Raw genomic sequence first — 21,826 nt, forward strand, 5'->3', positions numbered from 1 at the left:
GCGGCGTTCAGGGCTTCCGTGACGCCGTCCGTGACCTGGATGAGTTTATCGCCCGGTTCAAATCGTATCCGCATCGCCTGGGCGTCGCGCGCGGGATCGATCCCGAGCGCTGCGCCTGTCGCTTTGAGGCGCGTGATGTGTCCGCTCCCAGAGAGATGGACCGGGGCGACATGGCCGCAGTTGGCGTAGGCGATCTCGCCGTCGCGTAGATCGAGAACGCCGAAAAATACGGTCGCGAACATCGCCGCGTCATTCTCGTCGCAAAGCAGGACGTTGGCGCGATTGACGACCGTCACGACATCCTGTCGGTCGCGGCCAAGCGTTCTGAGAAGCGTCACGACGATCGATGCGAAGAGGCTTGCAGGCGTGCCCTTGCCGCAAACGTCGCCGATCGTGAAGGCGATCCTGTCGTCGTCCAGCACGAAAAAATCATAGAAGTCGCCGCCGACGTCGCGGGCCGGCCGCATCCGCGCGGCGATTTCAACGTCCTGTCGGCGGTCATTGATCGTTGCTTCCTTGGGAAGGAGCGACTGCTGGATGAGCGCCGCGCTCGCCATTTCATCCTCGCGGCGTCGCTTTCCGACAATCTCGGTCGCAAACCGACGGAACGCCGCCGCGAACGTCACAAGCGCCGGCGGCGGATTGTCGAGATCCACGAGAATGCGGCTGTCGAATTCGCGCGCTTCGAGCGCAGCGAGGGCGTTGGCGTAAAGCGCCAGGGCTTCGTTGACAGCCGCGATGTGATGGCCGAGTTGCTCAAGCGCAGCCAGGAGAATGTCGGGCGATTGTCGGCCAAGCTCGACAAGCTCACGGCGGCTGATCTCATACAGGCGCGCGGCTGTCGCAGCTTTGATGCTTGCCGTTCTGGACAGTCCGGCGAAGGCGCCAATTTCGCCGATGAGACGCGGCGCCTTGAGGGTCGCGAGCGGCGCGTCGCCATAGGCTGTTTCCGCATAGACCTGGACAGCGCCTTCCGCGAGGTAGAAGCCGGAGTCGCTCGCATCGCCCTGCCGAACGAGCGTGTCGCCGATTTGCAAATCAATCCTGCGCGCGGTCGCCAGAAGCTTTTCAATTGCGATTCGCGTCGCGTGAGACATGGTCTCCGACGGGTCTTTGTCAGGCGCAGTCATGTTTCGCGCGCGCCGACGAAGTCGAGCACGACGACGTTTCTGTCGCCATCACGACGGCATTGGACATGATCCGCGAAGCGGCGAACCAGGGCGACGCCCCATCCGCCCGGTCGCGATTGTTCGAGCGTGGCGTCGATCGTTCTTTCAGGCGCCTCGCGAAGATCGAATGCGGCGCCGTCATCCTGAAGCGTGAGGCGAAGTCGATCGTCGAGAGCTTCCAGCGTGATGGTGAAGGTCAGATGCGGACGTCCGCCGTAACTCACGGCGTTGATGAGGATCTCCTCGGCGCAGAGTTGCGCGCCAAAACGCTGCCGCTCAGTCGCGCCGAGCGCTTCGGACTCGGACGCGATCCAGGCGACGGCGTTCGAAATATCGCCGCCAGCGACGTTCAGACTCGCGCGTCGCGTTTCCTGGGAGCCGATCAAGGCGTCGCCGCTTCTTCCGAGTCGGGGCCGATGAGCAGCGCCATCGACAGAGAGATGATCGCCGCCAGCGAAAGATAGAAGGCCGGAGACAATGGGTTTCCGGTGAACTTGATGAGGAACACCGCGACCATCGGAACGGTTCCGCCGAAGACCGAGAGCGAGAGGTTGTAGCCGACGGAGAGGCCGGAACATCTGACATGCTTGGGGAAGGCTTCGACAAGAAAGGCCGGACTCGCGCCATAGCAGGACATGAACAGCGCGAAGGCGCATTGTCCGGCCAGGATGGCGCCGAGATGCGGGCTGCTCATCAGCCAGAACAGCGGCCATGCGGATAGGGCGAGCCCGGCCGCGCCGATGATCAGCACGGGTTTGCGCCCGATCCTGTCGGAGAGCGCGCCGGCGAGCGGCGTCATGATCAGCATGAAGAAAAGAGCGATGCTGTTGAGCGTGAGCGCTGTCGAGGCGGAAAGATGCTGCTGCTCCTTCAGCCAGGTCGAGACATAGACAAAGCAGAGATAGAAGCCGACGCCATTGCCAAGCGTGAAGCCGACGACCTTGAAGATCGTGCGCCACTGCGTGCGGAAGGCGTCGAGAAGCGGCGATTTGCGCGCTTCCTCGGTCTGGACGATCGCGGGATCTGGCGGCAGGCGGCGGCGAATGACGAAGACGACGAGACCGATGAGGAGCCCGGCGAAGAACGCAAGGCGCCATCCCCACGAAGCAGCGGCCGTCTCCGGCAGGAAGGCGGTGAGCGTCGCGCCGACCGCCGAGCCGAGAAGCAGGCCGCCCAGCGCGCCGAAGGGGGCGAAACTGCCGACAAAGCCTCGCCGGCGGGTCTGGGCCTCTTCGACGAGAAGAACCATGGATGTCGTATATTCGCCGCCCACGGCGAGGCCTTGCGCCAGGCGCAACAGAATCAGGAGCAAGGGGGCCGCGAGGCCGATGTGCCGATAGGTCGGCAGCAGCGCCATCAGCAGAGTCGGAATGATCATCAAGATCACGGAGCTGACGACCGCTGCGCGCCGGCCCAGCTGGTCGCCGATATGGCCGAACAGCAGCCCGCCGAGCGGACGCGCGATGAAGCCTACCGCGAATACGCCGAAAGAGGCGATCAGCGAAAGGGAAGGATCTTCAGAAGGAAAGAATTGCGCTCCGATTGTCGCCGCGAAGAAGCCATAGACGCCGAAATCGTACCATTCGACCACATTGCCCGCCAGGCCTGCGAGCACCGTCCGCCGTTCGGCGGCGCGCGTCTCCAGATTGACCTGATGCGCGGTGCGCGCGATCTCGCCTCCGATGAGATCGATGCGCGCGATTTGGCGAATACGCGGCCTGACTCGTTCGAGATCCTTCGGGGTGAGGATCCGCTCGAAGACGAAGGTGGCGTCGGCGAGCGCCGTCAGCGCGGCGTCGGCAGGCGTGGGAATATCGTCATTATAGAGCAGGGCGAGGATACGCTTTTTCGCCTCCGGCCGCTGTTGCCCTTCGACGACCGGATAGCGACGCTCCTTGAGCACCCAGAGAAAGGCGCGGTCGCTCTGGCGCAGAATGCCGCGCGCGCAGAGATTGGCGAGCGCGGCCTGGCGCATGGCGGGGGCGCTGCGCGACAGATGCGTGATCCAATGCTGCGCGCCGAGACGGCGCGGCTCGCGCGTGATATCGGCGAGCGCCTGATCCAGCAGCTCGTCGCCCGTTGGCGTCGCGTCGACCGCAAAGACGCCGTCGAGGTCAGAGTCGATGCGGCCGCGCAGCGCGAGATCCATCAGCGCCGCCCCGGCGATTCCGCAGTTGAGATAAATTTCGGGCACGCTGTCGAATTCGCCGCCGCTGTCCTCCAGAGTGAGAAGCAGAAATTCCTCGACGAGGCCGATCTGCGATGCGGGCGCGCGTCGTTGCGGGCGATCTAGAGCTACGGTCATCTTTGTTCCCTAAGGCGGCGGCGCCTGGACGAAGGACAGGAAAGCGGTTTATGGCTTCCGGACTTCGCAATAAATAAACGGCGATTGCGTCACCGTCACCGGGGAAAGCAAATGGAGCTCACGCATGAGATTTCGGACGGGCTGCTCGTGGTCAGGCCGATGAGCCGCATCGACAGCGGCTCGGCGGCGACTTTCGAAGAACAGTGCGCGGCGCTGATTGCGGAAGGTCCCAACAGGGTCGTCGTCGATTTCTCAAAAGTGAACTACGTCAGCTCCGCGGGCTTGAGAGCGGTTCTCATCGTCGCGAAAAAAGCCAAATCGCTGGGCGGCGCGCTCACGCTTTGCGGGCTGTCCGGCAACGTGAAGGAAGTGATGTCGGTGAGCGGCTTCGACGCGTTGCTGGGCGCTCATGCAGGCGTGGAGGACGCCTCCGCCGCGCTTCGCAGCTGACGCAAGGGGCGGCTCCTTCTCGCGCGCGAGGCGATGTTGGCGTTCGACGCGGTTCTACCAGTAAACCTGAGCGCGCGCTTCGAAGAGATTGGGGTGGGCGCTGTTGAAGTAAGGGCCCTGCCGAGTCGGAACGCCGACGCCGAACAGGGCATAATCATTGAGTGGCGCAGAGGCCTGCAGCACATGGGTCCAGTTGAACTGGAAGTGGAATCCATTTTCGGGATACCAATTGATTCCCAAGGTGACGTTCTGCTGGCGGCCGCCGACGACGCCCGCATTGGCGATATAGGAGGCGGCGGCCGGATTGGGCGCGATCAGCGTCGTATAGGCGAGCATGTTGTACAGGCTTGAGCCGCTATAGGGGCCGCTGTTGAGATTGAGCGCGCTGTAGCGCGCCGCCAGGCCGACGGCGCCGAAACCGCCGGCGCTCATCGGATGCTTGATCGTGATCTGGTTGAAATTCGCGCCGATTTTATTCGTCACGTCATATGCGGCGGCGCGTTCTTCGCCGGTCAGATACCATTGCCCATAGATGTAATACCCGCTGAAATAATGCGAGGCGCCGCCCGGCGCGAACGCGCCGGCAAGGCGCGCCAGCATGATATTCGTCGAATTGCGGTTGACCTGTTGAGCGAGATATTCGGCTTGCAGCGAGAACGGGCCGTGCGCCGCCGAGAGCTCCACGCCGAAGGACTGCACGCTGTTGACGCAACGCGCGGCGGCGGCGGACGCCCATCCCGGGAGAGCGACGGTTCCGCATGAGAGATCCGGCGTGCCGAGCAGCCCTTGATTGAGAATATAGGCTTCCGAGCGGATACGGTTGCCGAGCCGCAGCACGCGATCGTCGGAAGTTCCCGTTGCGCTGTTTGGCTGGTGATAGCGGCCGGAGACGCCGACATGCAGGAGGTCGTGCTCGGTCATGATCGGCGCATAGGTCAGTCGGCCGGTCAGATCGAAATACTGGCCGCCGCCCGTCGGGAACCAGCCGGCTTTCGTCGGAATCCCGAACAGCGGGGACACGCCAACGGCTGGGTTTGTGTTCAGATCCTCGAAGCTCGTCGTGAAAATGCCGCCCTTCGCCGTCCAATTGTCGCCATAGGCGCCGATCGCCGCGCCCAGGTGGCGACTTGGCGCGATGGCCTCGACGGCCATGGCGCGTTCGATGAAGTCGCGAAAGCGAGACGAGCCGGTAAACTCAAGGCTGAAGGGTTCGAAATAGCTGCCGACATGGATGAAAGCCGGCTCCTTGGCGAAGGGCAACGTCATCAGCGGGTGTTGCAGGACAATATAGAAGTCGCGAATGCCGCCCTGCACGGGCGCATTGAACGGCGTGCCATATTGCGAGCCGGCGAAATCATATTGCAGCTTGTAGAACCAATATTTCGCCGCCTTGCCCTCGATCTCGAGGCGCACTTGACGAACGCCGGCCTGGCCCGACCAGCCGTTGAGCGGTTGCGTCGCGCCGCCGCCGTCGAACTGCATCCGCCCGCCGATCTTGAAGCTGTACGCTTTGTCTGCGCTTTCGACGAACAGCCCGTTCTTGAACGCGACGAAGACCGGCGGCATGAGCGGCGTCGCGGCTGCTTCCGCCGCTTTCGCGCGCTCTGCGCTTCGTTCAGCGGATTGGGCGGCGCGTTGCGATTCGGCCCGGGCCTGGCGCGCTTCGCGCCGCAGTTTGGCGATCTCCGCCTCCAGCGCGCGCAGTCTTGCCTCGATGGCTTCGCTGGAGGCGGCGTTCGCTGTCGTCGATGAGAGAACTGCGACGAGCCCGCTGGCTGCGGCGCTACGTTTCCAGCCCGAGAATTTCATGATTATCCTCGATTGCGTCTCGATGTGCACGAGCGGCGCTGCGCCTGGAGCCGCGGATCAAGACAGCAAGATCGTCGCGTCGACCGCGCGAGTCGCATATGCGAGAAGCTAACGCTGCTGGCAGCCAATTTTTCGTATGAAAATTTTTCCCGAATTTATCAGTTTGCGCACAAATGTTGCTCGGACATTTCACCAAAATGGCGAGTTCCACGTTCCGAACAGCACGGCGCCATATTTCGGGCCGACGCCTCCTCGCCGCGTTCAGTCCATATTTTCAACGAAGGCGATCAATCCTTTGAGCAGCGTTGTGGGATCCGGGGGGCAGCCGCGAATGTGGAGATCCACCGGAATCACTTTCGCCACGGCGCCGACGCATGCGTAGCTTTCCGAGAAGACGCCGCCGTCGAAGGCGCAATCTCCTACGGCGATTACCCATTTTGGATCGGGCGTTGCGGCATAGGTTCGTTCAAGCGCTTCGCGCATGTTCTTCGTCACCGGACCGGTGACGAGCAAGACGTCGGCGTGACGCGGCGACGCTACGAAACGCATTCCGAATCTCTCGAGATCATAATAGGCGTTGTTGAGGGCCTGAATTTCCAGTTCGCAGCCATTGCAGGAGCCTGCGTCGACTTCCCGGATCGACAGGCTGCGTCCCAATTTCCGGCGCGCCGTTCGTCCCAACGTGTAGCCAAGTTCTGCAACCGACTCCGCGTTCGGAAGCGGAGCCCGCTCGGTGAGCGCGCGGCGAAGCAAGCCTTGAAACAAAAATTTCCGCATCGCAGGCGTCCTAGAGATCGTGCCCCGAGTAGGAACAGTTGAAGGATTTATTGCAGAGCGGGAAATCGGCGACGATATTGTCCTTGATCGCGATTTCGAGCAGCGGCCACTGGAACCAGGACGGGTCGCGCAGATGACAGCGCTGCACAACGCCGTCGGCGCGAATGCGCAGCCAGACGAAAATGTCGCCGCGGAATCCTTCGACGAGCGCGGCGCCTTCGCGCGTCCAGTCTTCTGGAAGCGTCCAGGCGGCGATGATCGGGCCTTGAGGCGCTTGGTCGAGAATTTGTCTGACGATTTGCAGCGAGGCCTTGATTTCGTCGAAACGGACCCAGACCCGGGCGTCGACGTCGCCGTCCTTCGACCCGCCGATCTCAAAGGCGAGCTGCGGATAGGGCGCGTATCCAATCGCTTTGCGCGCATCGAAGTCTCGGCCGGATGCGCGTCCGACATAGCCGCCGCAGGCGTATTGCCTTGCGAGCGCTTCGCTGACGAGACCCGTTCCGACGGTGCGATCCTGCAGCGACGTCGTGTCGCCAAAGAGCGCCATAAGTTGCGGTGTCATGACCTCGATCCACTCGATCAGCGCATAAAGCGCCGCCGCGCCGGCTTCGGTGAGATCGACAGTCAGGCCGCCTGGCGTGATGCGATCCATCATCAGGCGGTGTCCGAAACAGTTTGCCGCTTCTCTCAAGATGCGTTCGCGCACGATGCCGCATTGCGCATGCATCAATGCGAAGGCGGCGTCATTGCAGATGGCGCCGACGTCTCCGAAATGATTGGCGAGACGTTCGAGCTCCGCGAGCAACGCGCGCAGATACATGGCGCGCGGCGGCGCGGTCACGTCGAACGCCGACTCGACCGCCTGCGCGAAGGCGAGGCTGTAGGCGACCGTGCTGTCGCCGGACACGCGCGCCGCAAGTCGCGCCGCGCGCTCGATCGAGACATTGGACATCAATTGATCGACGCCCTTGTGCACGAAGCCGAGCCGCTCCTCGAGCCGCACGACGGTCTCGCCATTCGCCGAGAAGCGGAAATGCCCTGGTTCGATAATGCCGGCGTGAACGGGCCCGACCGGGATCTGGTGGAGCGGCTCGCCTTCCGCGGGAAGAAAGGCGTAGCGGTCACAGTCGGTCTCGATCTTTTCCGATGCGCCGCAAGGGTGGCGCACACCCCAGCGGCCATGATCGAGCCAGGCGCGATCATCAGGGGCGCCCTCCGGCTCCAAGCCGAAAAGATCGCGAATGGCGCGCTCGAGCCGTAATGCGGGAGGATGCAGGCGTCCGACAGAGGGGAAGGAGCCTTCGCGGCATTCCAGCGTGATGATGCGCAGGCGCGGCTCGCGCGCTTCGAGCACCGCCATGTGAACGCTCGAACGTTCGCCCCAGAGACTGAGGAGCTCGCGTTCGCCCTTCTCAAGGCTCTCGGCAAAGGCGCGCCAGCCCGCTTCATCCACGATTTCCCGAGGCCAGGGAAGGCAGGTCGGCGGCGACGACTTGGTCGGCGTCTGATTGCTGGCGAAGTTCATCGTTTCACCCTTCGAGCTCACCCCAGGAGCCGCGCGACGTTTTGAAACCAGGCGACCAGATGCGAGGGCAGATAGAGTCCTGCGAGCAGCACGAGCGACAGATGCGCGTAGATGGGCAACATCGACGCCTTGACCTCGCCTTCGCTCCGGCTCGGTTCGCCAAACGCCATGCCCGTCAGCCGCAACAGCAACGCCCCAAAAGCGAGCAGGAGTCCGAACACAAGCGGTATGGCGAGAAGCGGCTGACGCGCGAACGTCGAACTCACGACGAGAAATTCGCTCATGAAGATTCCAAGAGGCGGCAGGCCGATGATCGCCGCCACGCCCGCGACGAGACTCCAGCCAAGCGCCGGCTGGCTCTGCGTCAGTCCTCTGATATCTGCGATCTTCTGCGTTCCCTTGACCTGCGCAATGTGGCCAACCGAGAAGAAGATCGCTGACTTCGTCAGGCTGTGCATCGTCATATGCAGCAGACCGGCAAAGTTGGCGAGCGGCCCGCCCATGCCGAAGGCAAAGGCTATGATGCCCATGTGCTCGATGGAGGAATAGGCGAACAGCCGTTTGATGTCGCCGCGACGGTAGAGCATGAATGCCGCCATGAGCAGAGATGCAAGGCCGAGCGTAATCATCAGCGGGCCAGGGGTGATCGCCGCCGCATTGGCCGTCAACAGCATCTTAAATCGCAGCACAGCATAAAGCGCGACATTCAAAAGGAGGCCGGACAGGACCGCCGAGATCGGCGTCGGCCCCTCCGCATGCGCGTCGGGAAGCCAAGCGTGCATCGGCGCCAGGCCGACCTTCGTGCCGTAGCCGAGGAACAAGAACACAAAGGCGACGTTGAGCATTCGCGCGTTGAATTGCGGCGCCTGCTGCATCAGGGTTTTCCAGACCATGGCGTCGTAGCCCTGGCCCAAGACCGGCTCCGCGGACATGTAAATGAGGATCGTTCCGAAGAGCGCGAGCGCAATGCCGACGCTGCCGAGGATGAAATACTTCCAAGCCGCCTCCAGAGCGTGCGGCGTGCGATAGATGCCGACCATCAGCACGGTGGTCAGCGTCGCGACTTCGATGGCGACCCACATCAGACCGATGTTGCTCGCCAGCAGCGCCAGATTCATCGCGCACATCAGCGCCTGATACATCGCGTGATAAAAGCGGACGTTCGCCGAGGTCAATCGGCCGGTTTCGATCTCATGGTCGATGTAGCTTGCGCTGTAGACGCTCGTGGTGAAGCCGATGAAGGTCGAGAGCACGATGAAGACGATGTTGAGGTCGTCGACGAAGAGATACCCGCCGCTTTCGGGCTCGACGATCAGAAGAATAAGGGCGAAAAGAAACGTCACGCCGGAGGCGCAGACGTTGACGATCGCGGAACGCCGGTAATCCGGTTCAAGCGCGACGGCGACGGCCGCCGCGGCAGGAATGCCAATCAGCGCATTCGAGACCATGAAGAGATCGGAGCTCACCAGCGTCCTCCGCGCATGCGATCGAGTTCAAAGAGATCGACGTTGTCGAAGCGTTCGCGAATACGGAACAGAAAGATCCCGATCACGATGAAGGCGATCAGGATCGAAAAGGCGACGCTGATCTCGACGACGAGCGGCATGCCGTTCGCCCCCGCCGCGGCGAGAATCAGGCCGTTTTCGAGCGACATGAAGCCGATGATCTGACTGACGGCGTTGCGCCGCGTGACCATCATCAAGAGCCCGAGCAGCACGATCGCCAGCGCGAAGGCGATGTCCTCGCGCGCCAGCGGGTCGGCGGAGGCCGTCGCCGGCAGCATCACGACGAGAGATAACGCCACGAGAAATATGCCGATGAGCATGGTGACGCCGACGCCGCCGACGACTTCAACGGTGCGATGGATGCCGAGGCGTCTGACGATGTGGCGCAGGCTGAAGGGGATGATCAGCGCCTTGAACACCACCGCAATGCCGGCCGTCACATAGAGATGAGGCGCGTGCTGATAATACGCCTGCCACGCGACCGAAAGCGACAGAATGACCGCATGCAAGGTGTAGATATTGATGAGCCCTGACAGCCGGTCCTGATAGAGCAGCATGAAGCTTGTCAGCACGAGCGCGCCGGCAAGCATATGCGCGATGTCGATTGTCAGAAGCTCCATCAGAGGCTCCGTGTCACGAAGACGAGCAGCGTCGCGAGAAGACCGAGCATCAGCCCCGCGCCAAGGAAGTCGGGGACGCGAAAGACGCGCATCTTGGCCGTCGACGTCTCAAACAGCGCAAGAACGCCGCCGGCGATCGCGAGCTTCAGCACGTAAGCGCCAAGGCCGATCATCATCGCCTTGAGGCTCGCATCATGTGACGCCAGCCCGACCGGGAAAAAGATGCAGGCGATCAGCGAGACGTAAAGGAGCAGCTTGAGCGCCGTCGCAAGCTCGATGAGCGCGAGATAGCGTCCGGAATATTCGAGGACCATCGCCTCATGCACCATCGTCAGCTCGAGATGGGTCGCGGGATTGTCGACGGGAACCCGTCCATTTTCGGCGATGGCGACGATAAGCAGTCCGACGAGCGCCATGCCGACCGAGGCGCGCAATTCGAGATTGCCCGCCATATAGGACGCGATTTCGGAGAGCTGGGTGGATCCGGCGACAAAGGAAACCGTGAAGACGATCATGATCGTCGCCGGCTCCGCCAGCGAGCCGAACATCGCTTCGCGACTGGAACCGATGCCGCCGAAGCTCGTGCCGATGTCCATGCCTGCGAGCGCAAGGAAAAAACGAGCGCTGCCGAGCAGGGCGATAATGGCGATGAGATCGGCCGACCAGCTGAACATCAGTCCCGTGGCGAAAGTCGGCACGAGCGCCGCCGCGACCCAGGTCATGGCGAAAATCAGATAGGGCGCGGAGCGATAGAGCCAGGACGCGTTTTCGGCGAGAACGACGTCCTTGCGCAGTAGCCGAAGAAGATCCCGCCAGGGCTGAATGATCGGCGGCCCTTTTCGGCGCAACAGGCGCGCCTTCAGTTTTCTTACGAAACCGATGAGCAGCGGCGCAAGCGCAAGGACCAAAAGCATTTGGGCGCCTTGCACGAGGAGGTCAAAAAGAAACGTCATATCGCCACCAGCGCCAGCAGGAAAACGAGCGCGGCGAAAACCAGCGCGAGATACTGCTGTATCGAGAGTATGCTGAGGACGTTCAGACCGGAGGCGCAGGTCTCAACGGCGCGCGTCAGCGGCGCATAGAGATAGTCGAAAATGCGATCCGTGATTTGGACGTTCAGCCGAGCCGGCCGCATCTCGCCCGGCGCCGGCATGTCCAGCCGCTCCCGCACCGAAAAGGCCATGACGCCAAGGGTGCGGCGGATCGGCTGCGCGAAGCTGCTGCCGGTATATTGCGTGGTCGGGCTCGTTTCGATGTAGCCGCAGTCCCAGGCTGGCCCGCGTCGAGACCGCGACGAGCCAAATCGATGTATCGCCCATCTTGCCGAATATGCGGAAACAAGAATGAAGACAAAGACAATAAGCCCGTTATAGGTGCTGCGGCTCTCGGCGATCGGCGCGATGGAGAGCCAGGCGACGTCGGACTGCGTCGGCATGCGGCCGCCGACAAGAAGATTCGCGATGGGAGAGATCGTGTCGATGACCAGACTCGGCAGAAGGCCGGCGACCAGGCAGAGCGTCAGCAAGACCGCCATCGCGCCCAGCGACCATTGATCGGGATCTTGCGCCGTTCCTGCGGCTTCGCTGCGCGGCCGCCCGAGAAAAGCGACGCCATAGGCGCGGATGTAACAGGCCGCGCCGAGCGCTGCGCTCAGCGCCAGCGCCACGCCGACCGCCGGCACGAGAAGTTTGAGCGTCCATTGCGGCAATGACGGGCTGAGAAGGATCGCTTGAAACGCCAGCCATTCCGACACGAAGCCGTTCAGCGGCGGCAAGGCGGAGATGGCGACGCAGCCGCCGAGGAAAAGAAACGCCGTTTTCGGCATCGAGTGAATGAGGCCGCCGAGCCGCTCGATGCTTCGCTCGCCGCTCCCGTTCAACACGGCGCCGGCGCCGAAGAACAGCAGGCTCTTGAACAATGAGTGATTGAAAACGTGAAACAGCGCCGCGGTGAAGGCGAGCGCCGCCGGCAGCGCGAGGCCGTTCGCCTTGAACGCCAGGGCGAGTCCCAGCGCAATGAAGATGACCCCGATATTTTCGATCGTGCTGTAGGCGAGCAGTTTTTTCAAATCGCTCTGTATCGTCGCGAAGAGCACACCGATGAGCGCGCTCGCGGCGCCAAAGCTCATGGGCTCGACCGACCACCAGAACGCCGGCGGTCCCAGCAAATCGAATACGACGCGAATGAAGCCGTAGACGGCGACTTTGGTCATGACGCCGCTCATCAGGGCGGAAACGTGGCTCGGCGCCGCCGGGTGCGCGAGCGGCAGCCAGATATGCAGAGGCGCCAGTCCAGCTTTGGATCCCATCCCGGCAATCGCCAGGGCGAGGACGAGGCCCGTCTTCCACCCCTCCTTGGTCGACTCGCGGATCGTCGCGAAATCATAGGCGCCGCCCACGCCTCCGAGCACGCCGAACGCCATCAGCAGCGCGAAACCGCCGAAACTCGCCATCAGCAGATAGACGAAACCGGCGCGCCTGTTTTCCTCCTCATGGTGATGGGTCAGCACAAGCGCCCATGACGCAAGCGACATGAACTCCCAGGCGACGAGGAAGGTGAAGGCGTCGTCGGCAAGCACGACGACATTCATGCCGGCGAGAAAAGCCGGATAGAACGGCAGCACGCGCATCGGCTCCTTCTCATGCGCGCCATAGCCGACCGCATAAGCGCTTGCCGCCGCGCCGCCGAGGTTCACGACGGCAAGAAAAAAGGCGGTCAAGCCGTCGATGCGAAAATGCATTCCGATCCACGGCAGTCCGAGCGGCAGCGCCGCCGAAACGACATGCGCGCCTCTCGGCATGACCGCCGCGAGAAAGATGACGCCGCACAAAACAATGCAAAGCCGATAGACGTTGCGACTGATGTCGTGATTCTGCCTGTCGACGATGGCGTAGACGCTGACGGCGAGCAGCGCGCTGACAGAGGCCAACGCCAGGTAGAGCGGCATGCTGTTGTCACCTTCGGATCGACGCGACGTCGGGCGCGCTCCTGCGCCGACTGTACGGACTAGGCGCTGCGCTTGCGCGGCGCGAGGGGATGCTGTGACGTCGCGACGTGCTGGTCGAGTCCGCGAATCTCAGCGTGCCCGCCATTTGCTTCGTAGTCTTCACAGAAGTGGTGGAGGTTCTCCATCACCGTATGATCGACGCACCAGGACTCCGAGAGGTCGAAGATGATGGTCGCGCCCTTCGGAAGCTTCATGAGGTCGCTCTTGAGCGCCAAATAGTTGGCGAAGAAGGCGGCGCCGCCGATCTTGACCTCGTAGACGCCGGGCTCGCGCTCCGTGATCTCGCGATGCAGCTTGAAGACCTGTCCCCAATTCACGCTGCGCCACACATGGAACAGGAGCTCGGCGACGATGCCGATCGCGACGCCGATCAAGAGATCGGTCGCGAGCACGCCGATGATGGTGATCACGAAAACGGCAAGCTGATCCCAGCCGATCGCCAGCGTCTTCTTGAACTCGAGCGGGGCGGCGAGGCGATAGCCGGTGAACACCAGCAGCGCGGCCAGCGACGCGAGCGGGATCTCGTGAATGAGCCTGGGGAACAGCGCGACGAAGATCAGCAGGAATAATCCGTGGAAGAAATTCGCCCCGCCGGTGCGCGCGCCATTGTTCACATTCGCGGAGCTGCGGACGATCTCGGCGATCATCGGCAGGCCGCCGATCAAGCCGCAGATGATGTTGCCGACGCCGACCGCCGCAACGTCGCGGTTGAGATCGGACGTGCGCTTAAAGGGATCGAGCTTATCGACCGCGGCGGCGCTCAGCAGGCTTTCGAGGCTGCCAACGAGACAGATGGCGAAGACCTGCTGCCAGAAAATGCCTGAACCGATCAGCGAAAAATCCGGGAAGGCGAAGCCTGACAGGAAGTTCTGCGGGATCGAGACAAGAAACTTCGGCCCGATCGTGAACTCATGATGCGGCAGAAACGGGTATTCGGGCAGGAACAGATAGATATGTTCGTCGTCGAGATCGAAATATTGCGCGAGCGCCATTCCAACGATCACGACGACGATCGGCGCCGGGATCATCTTCAGGCGCCGGTTTTTCACGAGCGACCAGGCGATCAGGATCAAGAGACCGAGGCCGCCGATAATCGCGACCTCAGGATTCATGTCGCGAAGGCTCGTCGGGATGGCTCCGATCGTCGCAAACAGCGTCGGCGCATCCGGCTTCACGCCGAGCATGACGTGAATTTGCTTGGCCATGATGATGATGCCGATCGCCGCCAACATGCCGTGGACGGCCGATGACGGGAAGAAGGCGCTCATCTTGCCGGCCTTCATGAGGCCCATCAGCATCTGGATGACGCTGGCGCATACGATCGCCGCAAGCGTGTAATGGTAGCCGGCCTTGGCGTCGCCGCCGCCAAGCGCCTGCACCGAATCCAGAATGACGACGATCAGGCCCGCCGCCGGACCGGTGATGGTGACGAAAGATCCGTTGATGCGCGAAACAAGGAGGCCGCCGACCACGGCGGTGATGATGCCCGCCTGGGGCGGAAAGCCGGAGGCCATCGAAATGCCAAGGCAGAGCGGCAATGCGATGAGAAAGACCAGGAAGCCGGAGAGAAGGTCCGCGCGCCAATTTTCGGCCAGTCCGGCGATTCCGGTCTTCGGTATGATCCGGGTCGTCGCCGGTTTCCGCGGCTGATCCGGACTGTGGCCCGGATCCGTCGGAGCGGAGACGCCGTGCTCCCCGACGGACTCTTCACTGGAGAAGTTGCGCCATCCGTCTTGCGCCGGGGCGCCGGCGCGCTGAGAGGCGCTCGCGTCAACTGCGGCCTCCAGGCCGCCAGGAAGAGCGTGAGCCTTGCTCTTCATTCGCTATCCTTGGACCTCGCAGATTAAGTGGTTGGATAAATTTTGGCGCCAGTTGATTGTGCGGCCGCACCATAGGACACGCCGAGGAGCCTGGTGTTTCTCCATCTTTTCGCAGAGTTCACAATATTTCTGATTTCTTTCTGAAATGGGACACCGAAATCCGGAGGCCGTTCGATCGCGGTCCAAGCGGCGCTTGCGCCTGATTCATCAATGATATGGCGGGGTGAGGGACGGGGATCGCTGTGGCGGAGCCGCCGGGTCTGGGCGCTGCTGATATTGCCGAGATCGACACAAAAACGTCACCGCGCGAACTGAACGTTCAAGCGTCGATCCACCCCAGAAATGCTTGCGTTGCAGGCTGCCCTGACCGTTCCCGATTGCCTTCCCCGCCGGGACGCCATATTGGCAAGCTGCTGTTCGCGCCAGGAAGGGAAATCGCATGTATTGGAGTTCTGATTGGCTTTGGGGACTGCCGCTCCTGGTGATCACTGTGGTCTTTCACGTCTCCATGTTCGTGGTGCTGGAAAGGGCGCTTGCGCACGGCATAAGTCACGGACAGCGAAGCCGAACTCTCAGCCGCTTCATCATTTCGGTCGCGGTGATTGCGCTCGGCGCTGCGACGCTGCATGGCGTCGAAGCCGCCGTTTGGGCCGTGCTCTATATGGGTTTGGGCGCATTGCCCGATGAGTCCGCGGCGCTGCTATACTCGCTGAGCGCGTTTACGAGCTACGGCCATTCGGCGATCTACTTGGAAGATCGGTGGAAACTTCTCGGCGCCATCGAAGCGATGAACGGCCTTATTCTATTTGGCCTCACCACCGCATTCCTGTTCGCCGCCATTGGGACGGTTCGGCCCGATCGCAAGGCGCAAGTCCCGGCCGACATGCAATCGGCGCACGGCGGCGGATGAACCTGCCGCCGCCGTGAGGTCGCCCGCTTTGCCGAGCGAGCGACCTTGGATGTCGCCTGCGAAATCTTCGAACGAGAGCGAGACGCTTCGTCGGCGCGAGAGCGCGCGACGCTCAGTAACTCGCGACGACGGGGGGCGGAGGGGGCGGAGGCGGAGCGAATGCGTCGACGACGGTCGTCGCAACCGTGCCGGGAAGGGCGACGATCGCGCCCACGGGGGCGAACAGGTCTGGAGCGTATGCGTCTTCCTGCGGGGGAGGGGGCGGCGGAACCTCCGCGAGATCGGCGGCGATGGCCGAGGACGTCGCGGACGCCATGGCGACGCCCAGCGCGAGAACGATCGGTTTGTGGGTCAAGTTAGCCTCCTAAGGACACGGCCATGACATGCAATGAAGGCCGCGCCCATGCTAACGCTTAGCTTCTGTAATCGTTCCGTTCGACCAGGCCGCCGATGGCCCTGCGGTCGATGTTTCCAATTCGGGACAACGCGCCAAATAATCGACTGCGCGAGGGTCGGCGCCGCTGTAACGTTCGGAGGGCTTGGCTGGGATGGATCATGATGCGCTCTTGGCGGCCCTTGTCGCGGGCATAATCACCCTCTTGGCCTTTCTGTTTTGGCCCGGCGTGGCGGATCAACTCCCGGAAATCGCTCGCGCCGCGATTGTCTATCTCGTGGTGCTCCTCGCCGGCGCCTGGATGTTCGAATCCTGGCGTCGTAGACGCCGCAAATAGTCCCAAGTCGTTCCAAGTCGTCCCAAACGTCCAAAGAGCCGCCAAGTCGTAATTAAGTCGTCAGGCACCGCCTGACCCGATCGAGGTCGTGGCGGGAAGGCGGATCGCCGCCATTTTTTGCTGGATCGGTCGATTTCCGGCTTGACAGCGGTCTCCCAACGCTCTTTTAACGGCTCGCGATTTACATCCCGCTCTTTCCCCGGCGAAATGGTTCATGCGCTTCCTCGAAAAACTCCCAGGCCTCGCCGCGCCGCTCGTCGGAGTGACGGTTGCGCTCGCGTTGTGCGCGGTCGTTTTCGCCTTGTCCCTGGCGGGCATCGATCCGGCTCTCGATTAAGCCGCGGCTGCGCCAAGATCGTCTGATTTGCGTCACCCATCGCCTGCGCACCCCTTTGTGGCGGGCAGGGGAGGTCGTCGCCGCGCGCGGCGGCAGGGGCGTGTTTCCGCGTCTGTTCCAAAGGATAGACGATGCGAATGTTACTCCGCATCGTCTTGACGTCGCTGGGCGGTTCCAGGCTAGGAGCGCATGATGCTGAGCAGCGTCGCGTTCAGGCTCCCGCCCGTGAAGACGACCGTCGCGCCGAGGACGAGCAGGGCGACGAGATTCAACGTCAGATCATTCGCCACGCCCACCAGCGCGAGAATGCCGAGCACGATCACAGCCAGGCCTGAAAGCGCTTGAATGCCGGCCGATCCGAAAGCCACTTCGCTGGCAAGCATTTCGCCGTTTCCATCGCCCATTTGACCTCGGCTCTTCAACGACTCCTGGCCGAGCACGTGAAGTTGCCAAACGGCGTTGCTGCTCAGAACCAACGCGGACCCGAAAGCGATCGCCGCGATCGGCGTCAGCGTGGAAGGCTCAATCCCCAGCAGCGACAGCACGCCAAGAACGATGCCCGCCGCGCCGGCGAGAAAGACGACCGCGAGGCTGCCGCCGCCGAATCCCTCGACATTGACGGTCCGCGACCCCGCCGGGAAGATGATCTGGGCGTATTCGGAAAGCATGGCGCCGGCTTGAACGATCAAAGCGGCGCCAAACACGATCGTCGCGATGGAAGCCAAAAGCGGCGCGTTCACGCCGGACAGCGCGACGATCGCAATGATGACGGTGGCTATTCCGCCGATTGCGTCGATTATGCCGCCATAGGCTGCGGTTTCGCGAAATGACGTCTCCCGAGATGCAATGGACATGACGGTGTCTCCCGACTTGCGATGCCGCCCCGCGGGCAAGAGAGCGCGGGATTCCAGATAGAGTAGTATTCGCATAGTCAAGACTGCTGCTGGCATTCGTCTATGTTTCCATAGAGGCGCTGAAATCTACGCGACTCGGCTTAAGCTTGCAGAAGCTCTCCGCGTCGACCGCCATGCCGCAGTTTTGTCGCGCTCGGCGGCGGCAATCTATTGCCGCCTGACTGAAGCGGCGTCGGGGCTCCGCCACGCTGCCGAGCGCATGAAGCCGAGCAAGATGGCGTTGAGAGCGCCCCCCTTGAGCACAAGCGCCGAGCCGAGCACGAGCAACGCCACCAGGTTGAACGTAAGGTCATTCTTCGCGCCGGATAGAGCAAGAACGCCGAGCACGATCGCGGCCAGACCGCCTGCGACTTGAATGGAGACCGCATCAAAGAGAATTTGCTTCGAAAGGATGTCTCTCAAAGACTCCTTTCCTCCGGCGATTGCGCGTCTGGCGACGCTCAGACGCCACGCAGAGACGCTGCTCGCGATGAGCGCCGCGCCGAACATGATGGACGCGGCTGGCGTCAGCAGAGCGGATTCGAAATCGAGCAGCGCGAGCAGGCCAAGGATCATGCCTCCTGCGCCAAGCAGAATGACCGCCCAACGACTGGCGCCGTCGAAGGCGTTGATCGGAGATTTCGCGCCGAGCAGGGCGGAAAACTGGCCGTGCTCGGCCAACATCGCCTTGCCCTGGATCAATAGGGTGACGCCCAGCAGGATCGTGGCGACCACCGCGAGAATCGGCGGATCGAGGCCGAGAAGTCCGACAATTGCAAGAATGACGGCGCCAACCCCGCCGACGTCATCGACCAGTCCGCCGCGCGTGGCCCGCCCGGGAAAAGACGACTCAGGGATCGCCATCGACATCATTCCTCTCCCACGTTGGAATCCCCCCGTAAGATAAGGTGTCATCTAGCGGCCGTTTGCGGCCGGCAAGATCGCCCGGCGAAGGCTCCAGCCTCAATTTCCGCAAGGGCCAAGCTCCCTTTCAGGCGATCGCTTGGGGGCTGACGCTGGATTCACGCGCAAAAAAAGCGGCGCTCGGCGCGAATGGCGCTGGCGCAGTCATGAAGTCAATGCTGGAGGAATGTTGTAGCGATGCGCGCGTAGCTGTCGTTCGTGTGGGGAGATACGACGAACCGCACGATCAATGAGACTGCGTTAAACGCCGGCCCGCTGGCCCGCCGTTTGCGCCAGAATCGTCAGTTCAGGGCGTGTCGGCCGCGTCGCGCGCGCGGACCGCGCGGTTGGTCGACGCGGCCGATGCTGCTCCTGCTGAGTCAGGCCGTTCGGATCAATCGAGGACTTTGCCGCCCGCCTCTTCGCAAGCGGCGGCGGACTCCTTGAATATCCAGCCTTGGCCCTTACAGGAATTCATGCCCTTGCAGGCATTCTTCGGCGAGTGACAGTCGGCCTTGCCTTTACAGCTGTTGGCGCCGAGGCAATGCACTTTGCTCGTCGTCGCCGCCGCCTTTGTCACTGGCGCCGCGCCGGCGAGGACCATTGAAATAGCGGCGACCGCGAGCGTCGCTCCCTTGCACCCTTCTGCTTTCATTGTTCTCCGACTCTTCTTTTTCCAACCCTTCGCCTCAAGGCCCTTGCACCATCGTTTACCAAGCTCGGGCCGTAAAGAAAAAAATGTCTCCGCGCTGGCGCTTCGCTCCATGGACGCCCGCATCCGAATTCCCAGGCTTCGCTCGGAATAGCTTGACGCTTACAGTATGCAGCTGCATTATTTTTCTCATACAGGATCGGCGCGACCAGCGGCCGTCTGCAATTCACTCGCTCGAGCCCGGCGGACCGCTTACGCCCGTCAGTGACCCAGCGAGGCGATGCGAGATGCAATGCATGGGAGGGCGAAATGTGGAGCGGACAAACGTGGCTCCTGGCGATTGCGACTTGGGCCGTAATCGTGATCGGAGGCGCGGTCTATTTGGCCGTTGAGGCTCGACGACGTCAGAAGGATTAGCGCGCTGATCGCCGCCCCAAGTGGGGACCGCGCCGCTTTCGCGTTCGACGCCATCGGCTTGGCGCAACGCGGCGGAGCCCGCCTTCAGTTGACAAGACGGCGTGAACTCGGTCGGATTTGACGTGATCGTCGCGCGGATAACCCGAGCTCTTTGATGTCCGATCGGACTGTCGCCTCCAAACGGGAAGAGCAAAGCGCATCGCCGTCGCGCGCAATGCGTCGGCGCGGCCACGCGCGGAAAGTCCTGCTTCAGATTCATCGAACCATCGGCCTCTTCGCAGGCGCAATTTTTGTTCTCGTCGGGCTCAGCGGCAGCGTTCTCGCGTTTCGCGACAATATCGACGAATGGCTGAACGCATCGATCATGCGCGTCGAAACGCCGACGCCCGCCACGCGTCGCCCGCTGGATGAAATCCTGGCGTCGGCTGTCGCGTCGATGCCAGCAGAGAGCAAAGCCGAACGAGTCACAATGCCGCGCCATGCCGGCGCCGCCGTTGCGATCGTCTTTATGGTCGAGACCGACGATTTCGACGTCGACGCCTACGAGATGTTCGTCGATCCATACACGGCGAAAGTCACAGGACAGCGGCTTCTGTTGCACGGCGACAGCACGCTGTCACAACCGCTCATTCCGCTCGTCATGGCCTTTCATTGGACTTTGCTGCTCGGAGTCAATAACGCCTATCTCCTCGGTTCGGTGGGCATCCTGGTTTTCGTCTCCATCCTCTTGGGTTTTTATCTGTGGTGGCCGCGCAACGGCGACTGGCGTCTGGGCTTGAAAATCAAATGGGGCGCGAGCCCAGAGCGAGTTGTCTATGACGTGCATAGAAGCGTCGGCGCTTACTTCATCGTTTTTCTCTTGGTGACGCTGTTCACCGGCGTCGCCATGATTTTCAAACCTGCGACGCGCTCGGCGGCCAGCGTATTTTCCGAGGTGCGCGCAGATCCCGATTTCGGAAAGTCGACGCCGGCTGCCGGCCGAACGCCGATCGGCCTCGATGCGGCCGCCGCTGTCGCCGACAGGATTTTTCCGGATGGCGCGCTGCACTGGATCCTTCTGCCGAGCGCGCCGAACGGCGTCTATGTCGTCGGCAAGCAATCGAGCGACGAACCCAACCGCACCAAGACGTTCCGAAACGTCGGCGTCGATCAATACAGCGGCCGAGTCGCCTATGTGCAGGATCGCAGCGCGTTTACCGCTGGCGAGACGTTCATCGAATGGCTCTTCCCGCTGCACAGCGGCGAGGCTTTCGGCGCCGTCGGCCGTTCGATCGTTCTGCTGGTCGGACTGACGCCGCTTGCGCTTTTCGTCACAGGATTTTTGCGCTGGCGGCAAAAGCGCCGCGCGCGGAAGCGCCCGGCGAACTGACGTCACATGCGACGTTCGCCGCGCAAACGGCGGATCATTGCCCGACGAAGATGGGCATCTCGATCGTGTCTTCGGCATTCTTGGCGTCGCCGAATGCGAGCTTGAGAAGATACTTCCCTTTGTGTGGGACAGTCGCGTCCAAAGTCACGAAGCCGCTTGAGTGGGGATGAGACGACAAGGCGTTGATCTGTTTGAGCCCGCCTTGAGAATCATATTCGTAGAACGAAAGCGCGACGGATTCGTTTCGCGCCTCTTTTTCCATGAGCGTGACGGAGAAAATGACCTTGCCGGTTCCGGGCACCCGGTCGCAGTATTCGTCATATTTGCTCAGATCGTCGGTCGGTCCCCCGGCGCTCTCTTCCGAATCCGGCAGGAAATACGTCGTGAGGTGAACGGAATAGAAGTCGCTGACCCCGAGACATTCCGAGATCGTGCGATCGCCGGCCTTCTCAGCCGGTTTTAGCGTATGCTTCTTCCAAAAGTCGTCGACGTATTGATTGAAGGCTGGCAGCCAAAGTCGATATGAAAACGCCGCGCCGTTGACGCTGATAAGCAGAACGATGCCGACGAATATCAGCAAGTTCAGACGGCGAGTCGGATTCATCACTCTCCCTTTCCTGTAGA

The 21,826-nt window shown here is 62.1% G+C and carries 20 protein-coding genes; 3 read left to right on the plus strand and 17 right to left on the minus strand.

Going from position 1 to position 21,826, the window contains the following annotated elements:
- The 3 genes from AB7F41_RS13160 to AB7F41_RS13170 all read right to left on the minus strand — a co-directional run.
- The coding region (locus AB7F41_RS13160) for a PP2C family protein-serine/threonine phosphatase (RefSeq protein WP_428406610.1) at positions 1-1,097 on the minus strand (1,097 nt) is incomplete at its 3' end.
- Between the two features lie 29 nt (positions 1,098-1,126).
- The gene (locus AB7F41_RS13165) at positions 1,127-1,555 is read right to left on the minus strand and encodes an ATP-binding protein (RefSeq protein WP_428385542.1); all 429 of its coding nucleotides are present in this window, start codon (positions 1,553-1,555) and stop codon (positions 1,127-1,129) included.
- The gene (locus AB7F41_RS13170; RefSeq protein ID WP_428406611.1) at positions 1,552-3,474 is read right to left on the minus strand and encodes an MFS transporter; all 1,923 of its coding nucleotides are present in this window, start codon (positions 3,472-3,474) and stop codon (positions 1,552-1,554) included. Before AB7F41_RS13170 ends, AB7F41_RS13165 begins: the two co-directional genes overlap by 4 nt.
- 111 nt (positions 3,475-3,585) lie before the next feature.
- Between AB7F41_RS13170 and AB7F41_RS13175 the strand changes: the two genes are divergently transcribed.
- Positions 3,586-3,924: an STAS domain-containing protein gene (locus tag AB7F41_RS13175; protein ID WP_428385321.1), complete on the plus strand. Its 339-nt coding sequence runs from the start codon at positions 3,586-3,588 to the stop codon at positions 3,922-3,924.
- A 54-nt stretch (positions 3,925-3,978) separates the two neighbouring features.
- On the opposite strand, the gene AB7F41_RS13180 is transcribed toward AB7F41_RS13175, so the two are convergent.
- The 8 genes from AB7F41_RS13180 to AB7F41_RS13215 form a co-directional block, all read right to left on the minus strand.
- Entirely contained in the window at positions 3,979-5,733 is a 1,755-nt protein-coding gene (locus AB7F41_RS13180) for a porin (RefSeq protein ID WP_428385319.1), read from the minus strand.
- Between the two features lie 261 nt (positions 5,734-5,994).
- The gene (locus AB7F41_RS13185; protein WP_428385317.1) at positions 5,995-6,510 is read right to left on the minus strand and encodes an NADH-quinone oxidoreductase subunit B family protein; all 516 of its coding nucleotides are present in this window, start codon (positions 6,508-6,510) and stop codon (positions 5,995-5,997) included.
- A gap of 10 nt (positions 6,511-6,520) precedes the next feature.
- Positions 6,521-8,038: an NADH-quinone oxidoreductase subunit C gene (locus AB7F41_RS13190; RefSeq protein ID WP_428385315.1), complete on the minus strand. Its 1,518-nt coding sequence runs from the start codon at positions 8,036-8,038 to the stop codon at positions 6,521-6,523.
- A gap of 17 nt (positions 8,039-8,055) precedes the next feature.
- Entirely contained in the window at positions 8,056-9,486 is a 1,431-nt protein-coding gene (locus AB7F41_RS13195) for a hydrogenase 4 subunit F (protein ID WP_428385325.1), read from the minus strand.
- Between the two features lie 14 nt (positions 9,487-9,500).
- The gene (locus tag AB7F41_RS13200; RefSeq protein ID WP_428385313.1) at positions 9,501-10,163 is read right to left on the minus strand and encodes a hydrogenase-4 component E; all 663 of its coding nucleotides are present in this window, start codon (positions 10,161-10,163) and stop codon (positions 9,501-9,503) included.
- Entirely contained in the window at positions 10,163-11,116 is a 954-nt protein-coding gene (locus AB7F41_RS13205; RefSeq protein ID WP_428385311.1) for a respiratory chain complex I subunit 1 family protein, read from the minus strand. The genes AB7F41_RS13200 and AB7F41_RS13205 overlap by 1 nt, the downstream gene beginning before the upstream one ends.
- Positions 11,113-13,110 (minus strand): hydrogenase 4 subunit B, encoded by a 1,998-nt coding sequence (gene hyfB, locus AB7F41_RS13210; RefSeq protein WP_428385309.1) that lies wholly within the window; start codon positions 13,108-13,110, stop codon positions 11,113-11,115. Before hyfB ends, AB7F41_RS13205 begins: the two co-directional genes overlap by 4 nt.
- Before the next feature lie 59 nt (positions 13,111-13,169).
- Positions 13,170-14,990 (minus strand): SulP family inorganic anion transporter, encoded by a 1,821-nt coding sequence (locus AB7F41_RS13215; RefSeq protein WP_428385307.1) that lies wholly within the window; start codon positions 14,988-14,990, stop codon positions 13,170-13,172.
- A gap of 439 nt (positions 14,991-15,429) precedes the next feature.
- On the opposite strand from AB7F41_RS13215, the gene AB7F41_RS13220 reads away from it, so the two are divergent.
- The gene (locus AB7F41_RS13220; protein WP_428385305.1) at positions 15,430-15,900 is read left to right on the plus strand and encodes a hypothetical protein; all 471 of its coding nucleotides are present in this window, start codon (positions 15,430-15,432) and stop codon (positions 15,898-15,900) included.
- A 112-nt stretch (positions 15,901-16,012) separates the two neighbouring features.
- Here AB7F41_RS13220 and AB7F41_RS13225 read toward each other — a convergent pair whose 3' ends face one another.
- The 5 genes from AB7F41_RS13225 to AB7F41_RS13245 form a co-directional block, all read right to left on the minus strand.
- Positions 16,013-16,255: a hypothetical protein gene (locus AB7F41_RS13225; RefSeq protein ID WP_428385304.1), complete on the minus strand. Its 243-nt coding sequence runs from the start codon at positions 16,253-16,255 to the stop codon at positions 16,013-16,015.
- 58 nt (positions 16,256-16,313) lie between these two features.
- Positions 16,314-16,637 (minus strand): hypothetical protein, encoded by a 324-nt coding sequence (locus tag AB7F41_RS13230; protein ID WP_428385302.1) that lies wholly within the window; start codon positions 16,635-16,637, stop codon positions 16,314-16,316.
- 510 nt (positions 16,638-17,147) lie between these two features.
- Positions 17,148-17,822 (minus strand): hypothetical protein, encoded by a 675-nt coding sequence (locus AB7F41_RS13235; protein ID WP_428385298.1) that lies wholly within the window; start codon positions 17,820-17,822, stop codon positions 17,148-17,150.
- A 207-nt stretch (positions 17,823-18,029) separates the two neighbouring features.
- Entirely contained in the window at positions 18,030-18,725 is a 696-nt protein-coding gene (locus AB7F41_RS13240; RefSeq protein ID WP_428385296.1) for a hypothetical protein, read from the minus strand.
- Between the two features lie 433 nt (positions 18,726-19,158).
- On the minus strand, positions 19,159-19,530 hold the full coding sequence (locus AB7F41_RS13245) for a hypothetical protein (RefSeq protein WP_428385294.1): 372 nt from the start codon (positions 19,528-19,530) through the stop codon (positions 19,159-19,161).
- Between the two features lie 457 nt (positions 19,531-19,987).
- On the opposite strand from AB7F41_RS13245, the gene AB7F41_RS13250 reads away from it, so the two are divergent.
- Positions 19,988-21,202, plus strand: coding sequence for a PepSY-associated TM helix domain-containing protein (locus AB7F41_RS13250; RefSeq protein ID WP_428385292.1), 1,215 nt, complete (start codon positions 19,988-19,990; stop codon positions 21,200-21,202).
- 34 nt (positions 21,203-21,236) lie between these two features.
- On the opposite strand, the gene AB7F41_RS13255 is transcribed toward AB7F41_RS13250, so the two are convergent.
- A complete protein-coding gene (locus AB7F41_RS13255; RefSeq protein WP_428385290.1) occupies positions 21,237-21,806 on the minus strand; it encodes a hypothetical protein in 570 nt (189 codons plus the stop codon).
- Positions 21,807-21,826 lie beyond the last annotated feature (20 nt).

It is taken from the genome of Methylocystis sp. (genome assembly GCF_050251305.1).
Classification (GTDB): Bacteria; Pseudomonadota; Alphaproteobacteria; order Rhizobiales; family Beijerinckiaceae; genus Methylocystis.